We start from the raw sequence: 14,624 nt of genomic DNA, 5'->3' as shown, positions 1-14,624 counted from the left end.
TGGGAGTTGACTTGCTGGTGTACCTCTCTGGCCGGGTAAAAATAAAGCCGCCTACCGAATCAGGCAGACGGGAGCGAATCAGCGTCCACCACGATGAACTCATCATCGGGGTGGATTTTTTCTTTGCGGTTCAGATACTTTTCAATATCGAAGGTGTTTTTGGGGTCATAGTCGGAGGTCAGCCTGTAATTGGGGTGCTGGGTCAGGTCGTACTTGTCTGAAAGAAACGGTCTGACACCACGCAGTTGCAGGATGCACTTGCCGCCGTCCAGCACCGCAAGTTCGTCCCGGCTCAATAATTCGTGTCCCATCTTTTGGAACGTAGTGCCATAGCTGGGGCTGTTGCCACGGGTGTCCGAAGTGTTAAACGAATCAATTGTTTCTTTGCCCAGCATTTCGGACAGGTCTTTCAGAGTGGTAGGCTCGCTGCCGCCCAGAAATATCTGGCTGTCCATGTTGCCTACGATGGTGTCCGCATTGTCCTTGTAGATAGCCTTTAGCTGGCTTCTCGCCTGCAAAACAAGGCAAGCTGAGATCTCACGGCTGCGGATAGTCGCCACCAGCTTTTCCAGATTGGGAATCTGCCCGATGTTGGCGCACTCGTCAATGAGACACCGCACATGGATGGGCAGCTTGCCGCCGTACACATCGTCTGCTTTGTCGCACAGGAGGTTGAAAAGCTGGGTGTACACCATGCTGATGAGGAAGTTGAAGGTGGAATCCGTGTCCGACATGATGAGGAACAACGCCGTTTGCTTATCGCCCAACGTGTCCAATTGCAGCTCATCGTACATGGTGAGGTCCCGCAGCTCTTGGATGTCGAAGGGGGCGAGCCGGGCACCGCAGGAAATCAGGATGGATTTTGCAGTCTTACCTGCGGCCAGCTTGTAAAGTTTGTACTGCCGCCCTGCAAAGCTGTTGGGCTTCTTTTTTGCCAGTTCCTCAAACAGCAGATCCACCGGGTTCTGGTATTCCTCGTCATCCTCCAGCACCTGCATGGTGTTCAGCATTTCCAGAAGGGTCGCAAAATTCTGCTCCTCCACCGGGGCTTCATAATGCAGATAGGCGATCAGGGCAGTGAGCAAAAGACGTTCGCTTTTCTCCCAGAAAGGGTCCCCACCGCTGCCTTCGCCCTTCGTGTTGGTCATCAGGGTAGTGACGAGTTTCAGAATGTCCTTTTCGCTGTGGACGTAGCTGAACGGATTATAGTGCATGGACTTTTTGAAGTTTATGGTGTTCAGGATCTTGACCTTGTAGCCGTTTTTCAGAAGTGCGTTCCCGCACTCGACCACGATACTACCTTTCGGGTCAGTGACCACATAGGAGCTGTGACATTGTAAAAGGTTGGGCTTGAGCCAAAATCTCGTTTTGCCGGAGCCAGAGCCGCCGACCACCAGCACGTTTTTGTTTCTCGCGTTCTTGGGGTCAGGTGGGCGGTTGCTCATCATTAACCGCTCTGTTTTGGTTAAAATAATGTTGTCGGCAAACTTCGGAGCTTGAAAAAGTTCAATGTCCTTGGGTGTACCCCATCGGGCAGAGCCATATTCCATGCCGTGCCGATATTTCTTTGCATTTTTGCTTCGCAAATATACGGCAAGCCGTAACCCTGCGCCGCAGAAAAAGCCGATAAGCAAATCCAATGGGTGCAAACTGGGCAGCGGATTCGCAAAGGCTAAAGGCAGCGTTCCCACTATAGACATGATTTTATCGCCCAGTTCTTTGCCCTCGGCCAGCCGCCATGCTTCACCGAAATTTGTTGCCACCAGTCCCAGCAGGATATAGGGTAGATACAGAGCAAGCAGCTTCGTCAGCTTTTTTGTGGTCATAGTCCGCGCTCCTGTTCCTTGCGGCGCACCTTGCCGGGAAGTTCTGCTGCGGCTTGCACCAGCTCATGCAGCTTTTCCAGTACAGAGGGTCGCTTGGTTTTACTCAGAAGGGATGCGGAATATTCTTTAAAAGCCGCATTAAATGCCTCCACATCTGGGGCTTTGAAAAAGACCAGATACCGGGGCGGCATTTCAGAGTTATCCTTGCGAATAGCATAGTCAATGCCATATTTTTTTGCATACCGTTCAAACCCACGGATATTTGTTTTGTCGATTTCCACACTGGAAACACCACGATTCTGCCGCAGTAGCATTCGGACGCTCTGTTTGCCGCCAGCCATCTTCGCTTGCTGCTGTTGAATGGCAGCTTTTCCGGCATTAAGAATTGTCCGGGCGGTCAACTTTGTAGTAGACACCACGATGTTGAATGTTTTCTGCTCGACTTCTTCCTGCATTTTACCACCTCCCGTGCAGAAGTTTGGATTTAACGGTCATGTTCCGCTGGGGGCTTGTTCACGGCTTTATTCTCGGCGGACTTCACAGCGTCGTCCGGGATAGGAATCACCAACAGACGATTTCCTAACTTCAAAAAGGTTTCAGGCTGGTGAAAATGCTTCTCATACTTCTGTGCCAGTTCCGGGGAAAGCGATTCAAAATCCTCCGCACCCTCTCCGACAACCAGAAAAGTTCCGGCAACAACATCATACATTTGACCATGCTCATCACGCAAGGCACGATTCAAGGGCAGCCCCGTCAGCTTACCTTCATCGTTATACACGATAGCAACCGGATCATCGAAAGGATAGCTTGCCGCAATGGTGCCACCGACAGCATCCTGAAAATCTTTCAGTTCCGTGCCAATGGTGGCTTTCTGCGGATACATACCGGGCTGAACCAAAAGAATCTCCATTTTTCTGTTCTCGGAAAGCTCCTGCTCACCCACGGTTTTGAAATCGACACCGACAAAATCTGTGGAATCGAGAACATAGTCCTCATTGTTCCACGCTTCTGTAACGAGCCGCTCTGCTTCTGCCCGCGAATCGGCTTCAACAGAAACCGTGCGTTGGAGCGTTTCTGTAATTTCCACATCAAACTTCTTCATGCACACCTCAGTCGATGCAGATGCAGGTCAGCTTGTCGCGGTCGATCATCAGAGTAACACTGTTGCTTTCCAGATATTTCTGGATGGTGTACATATCGCTCATCGTCAGAGATGCAAAATTCCTCTCATCATCGAAGCGGTGGAAAATCACCGGGCCGACCAGATACCGCTTGCCCATCAGCTTAATGACCTGCTTGGGGTTGTAGCGGAAGCCCAGCGGTTCATCTTCGGAAATGCCGATGCCCTCATCTGCTTCATCGAAGCAGGGCAGGATATGCGGCGCATCGTCAGGCCGGATCACGGTCAAATCCAGAACGGGAGAAACTGCTGCAAAGTATGGCTCTGCATTGCCAAGTTCGTTCTGCATGACCATGTGCATGAAAGAGAAGAAGCCGGACACCGTATCGTCGATTGCTCAACTGCATGTGTGACTTCGTGTCCTAAAGTATCTATTGTCGGCGAGCAGGTTGCTCCAACAGAAATTCGCGTGAAAATCTTGCTTCTCCCATAACCTGCTGAGGCATTATTCGAATCCTTACCTCCTCTATGATCATTTGCAACGATTGCCACTGCCTTATTGTCATCGCCAAAGGCATCATATCCAAGCACGTCACGATAAAAATTGCTGACGGCCAGCCCTCGCCGTTTGCGCTCAATAAGATTGGCCTGTTCCAGTTCCCGGAACAGCTTGACCGCCTTGTGTTCGGCGCAGCAGAGAGATTCCTGCACTTCCCGGACAGTGTAGATGATATACACGCGCCCTTGCTCATCCAACCAGTTGTTCTTTGCGGAAAGGCTCATACGGTCAAGCAGGATGCCATACAGTGTTCGGGCGTCCGTGGAAAGCTGCCGGAAACGGCTGTCCTGAAAGAGTGCTTTCGGAATACGGAAGTAGGAAAACAGTTCGCCCGACTGCCCATAGAAGTAGTCGTAACTCATGGTATTAACGGATCATCAACTCACGGTCTGCGGCACCTTTCATATACATAGCTTCTGCGATGTCATCCATCACTCGGAACAGTGCATCGTCCAGTTCAAGATACTTCCGCCCCAGCTTTTCATCCAACAGCCGCCGGAACTCACGTTCGAGCTTGTCGTGTTCGCAAGCCACCCTCTGATAGCGAGGTGTCTTCATCAGCTCCGTCCATATTGGACGTACCATTTTGTCGTAGTAGTTCAGCATAAAGTCTTTATCCATGGGCATTCTCCTTTTGAAATGTTTTGTGGGTAAAAATAAAAGCGCAGCTTTCATTCTTTCCGAGTAGAAGTTGCGCTTTTACGGTACATCGTATTTTATTGTAAATTGAGATGCGATACATCTGAACCCCAAGTGAGTTACATCTCAAGGGCCTGTAGCTCACTTGTCCGCCAACCATATTACATCCCAAATCGCTTCCTTTTGAAAATCAGCGGATTGGAAACCATACTTGCGACCAAGAAAGGCCGTTGGGATGGCAGGTCGTTTTATATGGACGAATATACGTTGATTTTTCTTTTCTCACGGTGCATAAGGTGTGCACAAAAGCGAGACTGTTGGGAGAGCGTTCGGTTCGCATCCGAGAGGTCAAGGGTTCGAATCCCTCTAGGTCCATAAAAAACAAAACGTCCTGCCGTATCTCGGCAGGGCGTTTTTCGCTAGTTTTCCGTTTCAACGCACTGTCTTAGAACATCACAGCACGCCATATCATCATCTACAGCAGCGATTGCAGCGTTGATCAAAGTCTCTCGATCAGTGTTGCCCCAGTTAATATGTAGACCATATTCCAACGCCATGCAGCGAATCAATTCACGGGTGCTACGGCCATTTCCCTCACGGAATGGATGGATGATGTTCAGTTCGGCCATCGTCTGCGACAGATTTTGAATCTGCTTTTCTTTATCCTGTTCGGCAAGCAGCTTCTTGGAGTGAATGGTTTTGAACACCCGCTCTAATTCTCGGTCAATCAGGTCTGGCGGGTAGAACATCGTGTCGCCCTTGCTGATTTGCTCCTTGCGGATGTGCCCTGCAAACGGGTACACATCTTCAAAAAGGAAGCGGTGAATCCGAAATAGGTGAGTTTTGGTAAAACGTCCCTTGATTGGCTCCTGTAACAGAGCCATCTGTTTTACAGCCGTAAATTCTTCTTCGGCCTGTTTGAGTTCGGCTTTATCATGAATGTTCAACTTGTTGATCAGAACATCCGTATCCGGGTAGCAGTACATGGACTGCACTGTGGTGTAGACATCATACTTTGAGAACATAATCAGCCCTTCTTCGCGTACTTTGCGCGCAGTTCATTCACGACCTGCTGATAGCTGGCTTGACCGCTGCCAATGCGGTCAAGGTTGCTGCGTGTATCTTTGCTGATGGTCATGCCCTCAATGGCAAAGGTTCCATACACATTGCGGAGGTTGCTCTTGTGCTGGGCAGGGGTAGTATACTTGACACTCATGGTTGAGTCTCCTTTTAATCCACATGGTACTATATAAAGTTTATCGTGTATGCGTACTCTTGTCAATCTATAACTTGATGCCAAATATAAAAAGTGCATGCATTCCGTTCGTCGCCCTTGAGGTCGAGTTCACTCTTTGCACGTGATACTTCTTTCTGCGCTACTTCCATGTCCCTGCGAAGCATATCCTGAAGCAGCTTGCTTTTGGAACACTCTAAAATCTCCGAAAACTTGGTGCATACGATACTCTCTACGATTGCGTCCAGTTTTGTTACACCGTAGCCGGACTGTCCATCGCATTGACCCGGATGCCGTACATTATAATGGCAGCTATAACGGAACCGCTTTTCCTTCACCTTGGAGCCATCAGCACCAGCCCGGTTCCCAGAACCATAAGCAGGAGAAGCGAAGCCGTCCTTATTTTTTTCATTGCAGGGTCTCCTATTCTTTATCTTCCAAAATAAAAAACGCAGCGCACCCCAATTCTATGGGCTGCACTGCGTCTGAGCGTCTGGCGTTTTGCTTGATGGAATTATTCTGCCGCCAATTTCAAAAATTTCTTGTCCGACTGGATGCTCTGGGTCACAAACTTCCCATCCCGGAACAACGCGTATGTTGTGACGGGTGCGGGCACATTCTGTGCCGTCTCTTTCTCGGTGATGTGGATGGCTTTGAACGGAATCCCGTGTTCCCTTGCAACCTCCTGCACCTTTGGCACCCAATAATAGGTGTAGGGGCACTGGTCGGTATAGTAGAGGACAAAGCCGTTTTCCTCCACCTTGGGATGCTTGGCGCAGGCCTTGAATTTTGGCGGCTGGGCATTCTCTGCAAGGGGCAGGCACATGAGGTTGATCCCGCAATCGGAGATGTCCGAAACCTTAAAGCCCTTATGGTTCAAAAACTTTGGGTCAGCAAGGAATTCTCGTTTGCGCCCCTCTGCACACAGAATACAAACGCCGTTTTTGCCCTGCGCCTTGGCATCCCGAAGGCATTCTTCCAGCAGCTCGCTGGAATAGCCGTGCCCTTTCAAGGAGCCGGAGACCCACAGACAGTTGATATAAAGCCATCCTGCCGCTTCAATGGGCACCCATGCGTTTTCTGCCGGGATGTACTCGATAAAGCATTTGCCGCGCTCCGCACTGCGGTAAAAGACAAGCCCCTCCTCAAATCGCTGCTTAAGCCATTCCTTCTTGGCAAGGCTCTGTTTGCCGGACATGGCACAACAGATGTGTTCCTTGTCGATGTTTTCTTTTGTGATTCGGATATACTCCATCGAAGCGTCCCCCTATATCCTTATGCCTTTTCCGGCACAGTTTCTTCCATTTTCCCGTCTTTGAAGCGGATCACGCAGGTATACCTGCACTTGGGGCAGAACAGCTGAAAATCTTCCAGTATCGTATATTTTTGTACGGTAAAATTCGGTTTTGGGGGTTCGATTAACGTGTACTGATATTATCGAGCCTCCTTCCTTCGCCTTGGTTTTGGTGACGGCAATTCATCGTGCATTGCCTCAACCAGTTTTGTGAGAAATTCTTTGTTGTCAACCTCCTCCACCAACAGCATTTCTTTCGCTCCTGCATACGGAAAATCACAAACCGCCGCAGGCATACATTCCAAAGCAGATTTTGTTTTCTTCACAAGCAATCTGTCATCATAGATTCCGCCGACGATTTTGCCATGATAATAGAGGATGTATTCTCCCATCATAGACCGATACGAGATATCATCCAAATCTGATAGCTGTTCCAAAATAAAATGAAGATATTCTTTGCTGGAAGCCATTATTTCACACCACCCTTCGTATTGATTCATCGGATGATTTCATTTTTCACCTCGTTCAATGTTAAAGGTACGGAAGAACAGCTTTACATGAGCGTCCAACTTTTCAAGGCTTTCGGCTTCTCGTTCCGGCTGGCGGTCGCAGACGCTGAGCAGGGTGATGACCGGGGAAACGTACATCCATGCCAATGTATCCGGGTCCTCATCCCGAATTTCGCCGCCTGCGATCAGGGAACGGAAAATTCCTGCATGGTAAGAGATCATACGGTCCACATAGCGTTCCGAGAACAATGCAGGCTGCACCTCCCTGCAGGATGCTTTTGAGGGTGTCAATCCGTACATCCTAAAACAAAAGCCGCCCGAAGACGGCAGGATACATCACGGAAGCAAATATGAACGCGGCTCAGGGCCATCAGAACAGATCCAGCATGTTGTCCAGATAAATTTCTTCCCGGACGCGCAGCTGATACTCAGGCTTTGTCATGTAGTAAAGCAGAAATTCCAGTATCAACGCGCTGCCCAGTCCCCGCCCCTCGATCTTGAAGTTGGAAAAGCCGCCGGGCAGATAAATTTTGCGGATATCCCCGGCCCCGATGAAGCCGGGGTTTTCCATTGCCTTTGAAAAACGATAGCCCTGCTGTGCGCCCGGCGCTGTGCAACGGTGGTCCGGGCAGTCCTCGCCCAGATTTTTGCGGCTGACATTCTCGTAGCAGTGCTTTCTGTCCCGGCAGCCGTACCAGCAGCATTCGTTGCACAGAAATTCCACCTTGTCCTTCTGATCCTGCGGCAGGGTATCCAGCTCTGCAAACGACTTGTTCAGGCGGAAATCCGGCACAACATAGCGGAACTCTTCCCGTTCCGTCTCTCTGCGGAGCTGCTGAAAATCTGTAAGGACTTTTGTTGTGGAGGACACGAAATAAAGGCCCGGATACTGCCTTTTCAGGTAGTTCAGCAGCAGGTCCGAATGGACGATGACACCATTCTGCACACGGTTTTCTTTTTCAAACAGCGCACAGAGGGCATTGCATTTCCGGTCTGCAAGGTGCTCTTCCCGGAGCAGCGAATTGCTGAAGGTGAGCCGGGCCGATATGCCATATTCCTGCATCAGTGCAAGCACCCGGTGCGGCTGTGCATCGCCAAAGCCAGTGCGGCCCCCGCCCCAGATGCAGTCGGCCGGTGCACCGTAGACCGAACCGATCTCGCACCAGTCGTAAAAATATTCCCTGTGTTCACGGAACAGCGGCAGAAACACACGGTACAGTTCATAAAATTCAAACAGTCCCGGAAGATGATAATATGCCGTGCCGCGTTCGTGCTGTGCCATTGCCGTGTGTGTTCCTCATTTCTGTAAGTTTCAGCTTCCCTGCAGCAGCTTTTGCGCTGCACCCGGAGATCTTTTTGCCAGTATAGCACAGTCCTGCCGGGAAAGAAATCATCTTCCTCTTGACTTTGCGCGCACTCCAAGTTTTATCATGTGCATGCTGGTGATCTTATCTCTCCCATTATATTCCTTTCTCTGCGAAAGAACAAGAAGTATCTTCATGTCTGACATGAAAAAACAGATTTTGATCTTCCTTACCACTCCTGAAAGAATGAGACGAGCTTTGCCCAGCTTTCGCGCCTTGCTTTACATCACAGCGCCTGTTCTGTCAAGAGATGAAACGTTTTTCGTGCATTGCGAAAAATGTTTCGGTTCACATGCTCTGCGGCTCGATCTTCACCGTTCTGCCGCCCAGGTTTTCGTAAATGCGGTGGGAGACTGAGAGCACCGTGCGGCCTGCAGAGGCGCGGCGCAGTGCTTCCAGCACACGGGCTTCCGTTTCAGCGTCCAGATTTGCCGTGACCTCGTCCAGCAAAAGCACAGCCGGGTCCGCCGCAGCAGCGCGGGCAATGGACAGCAGCTGCCACTCGCCCTGCGAAAACATGCCATCGCTGCAAACGGTGTCGCAGCCTTCCGGCAGGGCCTGAATGGCTTCGTCAATGCCCGCAAGCTTTGCCGCATTCCGTGCCATCTCTGCAGTGATCTGCGGATCGCCCAGCGTGATCTGCTCCAGCACGGTGCCCGGCACACGGGAGAAATGCTGCTCCACGCAGCCGATGCAGGTGCGGCGCTCGCGGTCGGTGATGCGTGCCACATCCACGCCACCAATGGTAACAGTGCCCGCCTGCGGCTGGTACAGGCCCAGCAGAAGCTTGAACACCGTGCTCTTGCCCGCACCGGTGCGGCCCACCAGCGTGACCTGCCCGCCCTGCTTTACCGTCATGGAGAAATCACTCAGGATGGGCTTTTCGCCATAGCCGAAGGTCACATGCGCAAGCTCCACATCCCCGCGCGCAGCGGTCCGGCGCTCGGCAGGGATCGTGCGCTCCGGCTGAGCGAGAAAGGCATCGATGCGCTTGACGCCCGCCATGGCCGACTGGATGGTCTGGATCTCCATGCCAAGGCTTTCAATGGGAGCAAAAATGCGGGAAATGTAGTTGATGATCGCCACCGAGGTACCCACCGACATTCCAAAGAATGTAAGCACCATGGCATTGCCGGAAGCGGAAAGCAGCATCACGATGCCTGCCACCACCGCGTTCAGCGCCAGCACCACCGGCGAATAGATGGCATCGTAAAAATTGGTGCGCTCCATAGCGGCGTAGCTCTCGCCGATGCAGCGGTCATAGCGGCGTTCCCTATAGCTTTCCAGCCCCAGCGCCCGGATGGTACGGATGTTGTGCAGCGTCTCCGGCACCTGACCGGAGACAGCCGCAACGGCACGGCGGTTATCCAGTTGTGCGGCCAGCATCCGCTTTTGCACATGGCGGGTGAACACCGCAAACAGCGGCAGCACCAGCAGCAGCACCAGCGCAATGCCGGTGTTTTTTACCGCGATGACCGCCATGATGGAAATGATGCGGCAGGCATCTGCTGCCATGCTGATGATGCCGGAGGTGAACAGCGCTTCCACCGTGTCCACATCGCCGGAAAAGCGTGCCGCCACCTCGCCGGGGTTCTGGCCTGCCAGCGTGCTTGCGGGCAGCCGGGTAAGCTTCCGGGACATTTCCGACCGCAGCGCGTGGGTCATTTTCTGGCCAAAGAGCACCAGCAGGCTTTCCTGCGCGGAGGAAAGCCCCCCTTCCAGCGCCAGACTGCCAAAGTAAAGCAGCACTGCTGCAAAGGTGAGCGGGATGCCTGCGGTGAGCCGGTCAATGATACCGGCCAGCAGCAGCGGCGGCAGCAGTGATGCCACCACCGATGCCGCCACGCACAGGATGGTGCCCGCCGTGAGCAGATGATGCGACATGGCGGCCATGCGGATGGCTTCAAATACACCGTTATCCTTTTTACTCTTCATCCAGATCGCCTTCTTTCTGCACCGTCTGGCTCTCGTACAGCTGGCGGTACAGCGGAACCGTTTCCATCAGCTGGGCATGGGTACCAACGGTGGTTTCACCGCCGTCCATAAAGATCACCTTCTGCATCTGCGGGAAGTGGTACAGCCGGTGCGAGATGAGGAAGACCACCTTATCCTTTGCATCGCTCTGCAAATCGGCAAACACGGTATCCTCGGTATGGCGGTCCAGCGCAGAGAACGGGTCGTCCAGGATCAGCACCGGGCGCGGGTGGGCCAGCGTTCTTGCCAGTGCCAAGCGCTGGGCCTGACCGCCGGAAAGGCGGGTGCCGCTGGGGCCGATGACGGTATCCACACCGTTTTCCATGGCCAGCACTTCGCCGTCCAACGCGGCGGCAGCAAGCCACGGCATGGCATCCTGTTCACTGCCGCAGAGAACATTGTTCTGCACTGTATCGGCGCTCAGCTCCGGATCATGGCCCAAGTAACCAACGGTGGCGGAGATCTGCCGCGGGGTCAGGGCAGCAAATTCCGTTTTGCCAAATTTTGCCGAGCCGCCGTAGGGTGCTTCGCACAGGAACACCCTGCCAAAGGTGGATTTGCCGCAGGCCACCGGGCCGGTGATGCCAATGATATCGCCGGGGTGCGCCGTCAGGCTCAGGCCGGAAAAGATGGGTCCTTCGCCATAGGCAAAGGAGAGGTTTTCCAGCGTCACGTCCTGCGCCGCCGGGATATGCAGGGCTTCCAGCTGTTCCGGCTGCTTCATCAGCGGCTTGATGCGCTTCCACGAGACCTCGGCTTTCTGCACCGAGTTGAACAGCTTTGCCACCTTGGAGGATTTGACCACCAGTTTCGTGAAGCAGGAAAGGAAGGTGGTGAACGCCGCAATGTCCCATGTGCTCCAGCCGGAACCGAGCACATTTTTAGCGCCGAACCACAAAATGAACAGCACGCCTGCCTCAGACGCTGCCAGATACAGCGGCGGCAGAGCGGACTGCCACACATTGTTGCGCACGGCTGTTTTTTCGTAGGTGTTCAGGGCTTCCTCGTACTTTTCTACGCGGGCATCCTCACAGCCGTAAATGCGGTAGGTCACAGCATTCCGGGCGCGGTCGAGGGTGGCAGCGCTCAGCGCACTTGCCGCCTTTTTGTACGCCGCGCCGGCGCGCTGCACCGGCTTTTTCATCCATGCCGCGCACATGTAGGAAAACGGCGTGAACAGCAGGCTGAGCAGCGCCAGCCGCCAGTCGTACACCAGCAGCATCACAGCATAGCCCACCAGCGCCACGCCGGTATCAAAGATCTCGGTGGTGAACTTGCGCATCCCCTCTACGCAGTCATCCACATCCGAGATGGCCTTGGTCATCAGTTCACCGGCACCTTCTTTTTCCAGCGCCGCCCGGCTCTGCCGCACCAGATTGGCATACAGGATGCCCTTCATCCGGCGGTTGATGTTGTTGGCAAAGCGGCGGACATAAAAGCGCTTGATAAAGCGCGCCGCCTGCACCGCCAGCGTGACCACGATATAGGCCAGCACCAGCATGGCCATTTTTGCCGCCGTCTCGCTGCCGCCCAGAATGTCGGCAAGGCACTGGGCCAGCCGGCCCTCGAACCAAGGCGTTGCCAGCAGGCCGATGTTATACACAAGGCCCGACAGCGTGACAAAGACCAGCGGGAGCCACTCTGCTTTGAAATAGGAGAGCACCCTGTCCGGGCGGAACGTTTTATCCTTTTTCATGAGCAGCCTCACCTCCTGCAGCTTTCCGGAAATGCGGGAAGCCCGCGCGGCTCTCGGTCTTGGATGCTGTGTACAGCTTGTTCAGCGCAGCGGCAAAGGCAGCGGCTTCCTCGGCGGTGAGCACATTGGTCAGGTATTCGTAAAAGGCCGCTTCGATCTCTGCCTTGGAGGATCTCAGGCTTTCCGCCTTTTTGGTGGGGTACAGTAGCTGGCTGCGCCGGTCGCTGGGGGCATCTCTGCGGATCAGAAGACCCTTTGCTTCCAGATTTTTTGTCCGCCGCGCAATGGCAGCCTTATCTGCGTGCAGCAGTTCCGCCAGCTGCGCCTGCGTACAGCCGGGGTGATGCCGCACTGCATGGATCAGGTCGATCTCTGCTGTGCCGACCCCTTCCTCCCGCATCGTGAGCAGGACCAGTTTTTCCGCTTCGCGTGCGATCTTTGTGATTTTTCGTTCCGTAATATCCATAGGCTCCTCCGGGCTTCATTGCAGGAAGTTGTATCTACATCGTTGTATGTACAATCAATAGTATAGCATCTCGTTTCCAAAATGCAAACAGTTCTTTTTGTGCCCGTATTTTTGCAATGCCGGCAGGCTCCACACCCAGTGCATGGGCCGCGCCTGTACAGACCAGCCATGTGCTGCGGCATTGCCCGCTTTTGGCGTTTGCCGCAGTCCTTTCCCACGTCGGGGCCATCACAAGCCCATTTCCATATCATGTCAACAGGTTTATAGCATCAAAACAGCCCTGACCGTGTCCGCTGTAAAAGCAGGCAGACGATCAGGACTGTTTTTCCGTATTTCTTTATTTCAGCCGGTCAGCAGGCATCCACATTCTTGGTGACCATCACGTCACTGTCCAGCCCGCAGACGTTGTGCAGCACGATGGTGCCCGCCTTGACGGGGGCGGTCAGCACCACCTTGCGGATCTCGTCCATCACCGGAAAGATCATATCCTTGGGGATGGCCTTGGTCAGGCGGACGCTGGTGACAGGCAGTTCGCCGCCCTTAACCAGCACTGAGCTGGCGATGGTGCGGCGGGGCGCAGTCAGCTCCTGACGGACATACTGTTCGCCGCGAGGGCAGGTGTGACCGGTGACCGAGATCACCTGACCATTTTCAACTTCGGCTTCGATCTCGCAGCCGTTGGGGCAGACGATACAGGTAAATTGCTTTTTCATTCCACCGACACCTCCAGTGCGCCCGTTTCCTGCAGCTTGGCAGCAGAGACCTTGAACTGGATCATCTCCGCAGGAATGGCTTTCTTCATCTTCTTGGCAGCAACTTCCACACCGTTCTGGCGCACCACGATGCGGCAGTCACGGTAGTGGTTCCGCACGCGCAGCGACAGGCTGAAGTCGTTCTTGCCGCTGACCTTCTGCGGAATGGTGTGGCCCACGCCCTCGCCGCACTTCACGTCCAGCGTGCAGGGGTCGATGCCCTTGCCCTCAACGTAGGCGGCAGCGTGGCGTGCCAGTGCCTCGGACTCCATGGAAACAAAGTCCACCAGATCATGCACATGCAGCACATTGCCGGCAGAGAACACGCCGGGCACGTTGGTCTGCAGGTTCTCGTCCACCACAGCGCCGTTGGTGTGGGGGTCAATGGCGATGCCGGCATCCTCCAGCAGCTTGTTCTCCGGGATCAGGCCCACGGAGAGGATCAGCGTATCACACTTGTACTCCTTCTCGGTGCCGGGGATGGGCCGACGGTTCGCGTCCACCTCGGAGATGGTCACGCCGGTCAGACGGTCACGGCCATGGATCTCGGTGACGGTGTGGCTGAGATAGAGCGGGATATTGTAGTCATCCAGACACTGCACGATGTTGCGCGGCAGGCCGGAGGGGTAAGGCATCAGCTCGAACACTGCCTGCACATGAGCACCTTCCAGCGTCATGCGGCGTGCCATGATCATGCCGATATCGCCGGAGCCGAGGATGACGACCTCCTTGCCGGGCATCCGGTTGTAGAGGTTCATGTAAGCCTGCGCGGTGCCTGCGGTGAACACGCCCGCCGGACGCTCGCCGGGAATGCCCAGTGCGCCGCGGCTGCGCTCCTTGCAGCCCATGGCAAGCACCACAGCCTTTGCCTGATACTGGCGCAGGCCGCTGCGGGTGGAGGCGGTGACGACACGATCCTCCGTCAGGCTCAGCACCGTGGCGCTGGTCTCGTAAGGGATCTCGCGCTTGTTCACTTCATCCATGAACGCCTGTGCATATTCCGGGCCGGACAGGCTCTCGCCGAAGCGGCCCAGACCGAAACCGTCATGGATGCACTGGCGCAGGATGCCGCCCAGCATCGCCTCGCGCTCCAGAATGATCATGTTGCGAATGCCCTGCTTGTGCAGCTCCACCGCTGCGGCAAGACCTGCAGGGCCGCCGCCGATAATCACAACGTCTTTCTGTTCCATC

The 14,624-nt window shown here is 54.1% G+C and carries 17 protein-coding genes and 1 pseudogene; all 18 read right to left on the bottom strand.

What is annotated here, in order from left to right:
• Nucleotides 1-59 precede the first annotated feature (59 nt).
• Nucleotides 60-1,826: a VirD4-like conjugal transfer protein, CD1115 family gene (locus PXT33_RS06360; RefSeq protein WP_332376129.1), complete on the bottom strand. Its 1,767-nt coding sequence runs from the start codon at nt 1,824-1,826 to the stop codon at nt 60-62.
• Nucleotides 1,823-2,281: a PcfB family protein gene (locus PXT33_RS06355; protein ID WP_128117793.1), complete on the bottom strand. Its 459-nt coding sequence runs from the start codon at nt 2,279-2,281 to the stop codon at nt 1,823-1,825. Before PXT33_RS06355 ends, PXT33_RS06360 begins: the two co-directional genes overlap by 4 nt.
• Before the next feature lie 29 nt (nt 2,282-2,310).
• Nucleotides 2,311-2,928, bottom strand: a complete 618-nt coding sequence (locus PXT33_RS06350; RefSeq protein WP_332376128.1) for a DUF3846 domain-containing protein — start codon at nt 2,926-2,928, stop codon at nt 2,311-2,313.
• Nucleotides 2,929-2,935: 7 nt separating this feature from the next.
• A complete protein-coding gene (locus tag PXT33_RS06345; RefSeq protein ID WP_332376127.1) occupies nt 2,936-3,229 on the bottom strand; it encodes a hypothetical protein in 294 nt (97 codons plus the stop codon).
• Nucleotides 3,230-3,561: 332 nt separating this feature from the next.
• Nucleotides 3,562-3,867, bottom strand: a pseudogene (locus PXT33_RS06340) (replication initiator protein A); the annotation flags it as partial.
• 4 nt (nt 3,868-3,871) lie between these two features.
• On the bottom strand, nt 3,872-4,126 hold the full coding sequence (locus PXT33_RS06335; RefSeq protein ID WP_117930362.1) for a hypothetical protein: 255 nt from the start codon (nt 4,124-4,126) through the stop codon (nt 3,872-3,874).
• Between the two features lie 437 nt (nt 4,127-4,563).
• The gene (locus PXT33_RS06330; protein ID WP_347070530.1) at nt 4,564-5,169 is read right to left on the bottom strand and encodes a Fic family protein; all 606 of its coding nucleotides are present in this window, start codon (nt 5,167-5,169) and stop codon (nt 4,564-4,566) included.
• Nucleotides 5,170-5,171: 2 nt separating this feature from the next.
• Nucleotides 5,172-5,360 (bottom strand): antitoxin VbhA family protein, encoded by a 189-nt coding sequence (locus tag PXT33_RS06325; RefSeq protein WP_005939815.1) that lies wholly within the window; start codon nt 5,358-5,360, stop codon nt 5,172-5,174.
• Nucleotides 5,361-5,892: 532 nt separating this feature from the next.
• Nucleotides 5,893-6,633 (bottom strand): N-acetyltransferase, encoded by a 741-nt coding sequence (locus tag PXT33_RS06320; protein WP_097782019.1) that lies wholly within the window; start codon nt 6,631-6,633, stop codon nt 5,893-5,895.
• Between the two features lie 20 nt (nt 6,634-6,653).
• Entirely contained in the window at nt 6,654-6,737 is an 84-nt protein-coding gene (locus PXT33_RS14770; protein WP_242959952.1) for a cysteine-rich KTR domain-containing protein, read from the bottom strand.
• Nucleotides 6,738-6,812: 75 nt separating this feature from the next.
• Entirely contained in the window at nt 6,813-7,142 is a 330-nt protein-coding gene (locus PXT33_RS06315; protein ID WP_097782093.1) for a TfoX/Sxy family protein, read from the bottom strand.
• Between the two features lie 39 nt (nt 7,143-7,181).
• A complete protein-coding gene (locus PXT33_RS06310; protein WP_044953420.1) occupies nt 7,182-7,430 on the bottom strand; it encodes a hypothetical protein in 249 nt (82 codons plus the stop codon).
• A 121-nt stretch (nt 7,431-7,551) separates the two neighbouring features.
• On the bottom strand, nt 7,552-8,463 hold the full coding sequence (locus tag PXT33_RS06305; protein ID WP_332376125.1) for a hypothetical protein: 912 nt from the start codon (nt 8,461-8,463) through the stop codon (nt 7,552-7,554).
• Between the two features lie 370 nt (nt 8,464-8,833).
• Nucleotides 8,834-10,480, bottom strand: coding sequence for an ABC transporter ATP-binding protein (locus tag PXT33_RS06300; RefSeq protein ID WP_332376124.1), 1,647 nt, complete (start codon nt 10,478-10,480; stop codon nt 8,834-8,836).
• Nucleotides 10,470-12,215 carry an ABC transporter ATP-binding protein gene (locus tag PXT33_RS06295; protein WP_332376123.1) on the bottom strand — a complete coding sequence of 582 codons (1,746 nt, stop codon included), beginning with the start codon at nt 12,213-12,215 and terminating at the stop codon, nt 10,470-10,472. The genes PXT33_RS06300 and PXT33_RS06295 overlap by 11 nt, the downstream gene beginning before the upstream one ends.
• On the bottom strand, nt 12,202-12,681 hold the full coding sequence (locus PXT33_RS06290; protein WP_097774755.1) for a MarR family winged helix-turn-helix transcriptional regulator: 480 nt from the start codon (nt 12,679-12,681) through the stop codon (nt 12,202-12,204). The genes PXT33_RS06295 and PXT33_RS06290 overlap by 14 nt, the downstream gene beginning before the upstream one ends.
• A 350-nt stretch (nt 12,682-13,031) precedes the next feature.
• Entirely contained in the window at nt 13,032-13,394 is a 363-nt protein-coding gene (locus tag PXT33_RS06285; protein ID WP_005939786.1) for a DUF1667 domain-containing protein, read from the bottom strand.
• The gene (locus tag PXT33_RS06280) at nt 13,391-14,623 is read right to left on the bottom strand and encodes an NAD(P)/FAD-dependent oxidoreductase (RefSeq protein WP_291013907.1); all 1,233 of its coding nucleotides are present in this window, start codon (nt 14,621-14,623) and stop codon (nt 13,391-13,393) included. The genes PXT33_RS06285 and PXT33_RS06280 overlap by 4 nt, the downstream gene beginning before the upstream one ends.
• Between the last annotated feature and the right edge of the window lies 1 nt (nt 14,624).

The organism is Faecalibacterium taiwanense (assembly GCF_036632915.2).
GTDB classification, from domain to species: Bacteria; Bacillota; Clostridia; order Oscillospirales; family Ruminococcaceae; genus Faecalibacterium; species Faecalibacterium taiwanense.
This window is presented reverse-complemented; position numbering and strand designations above follow the sequence as displayed.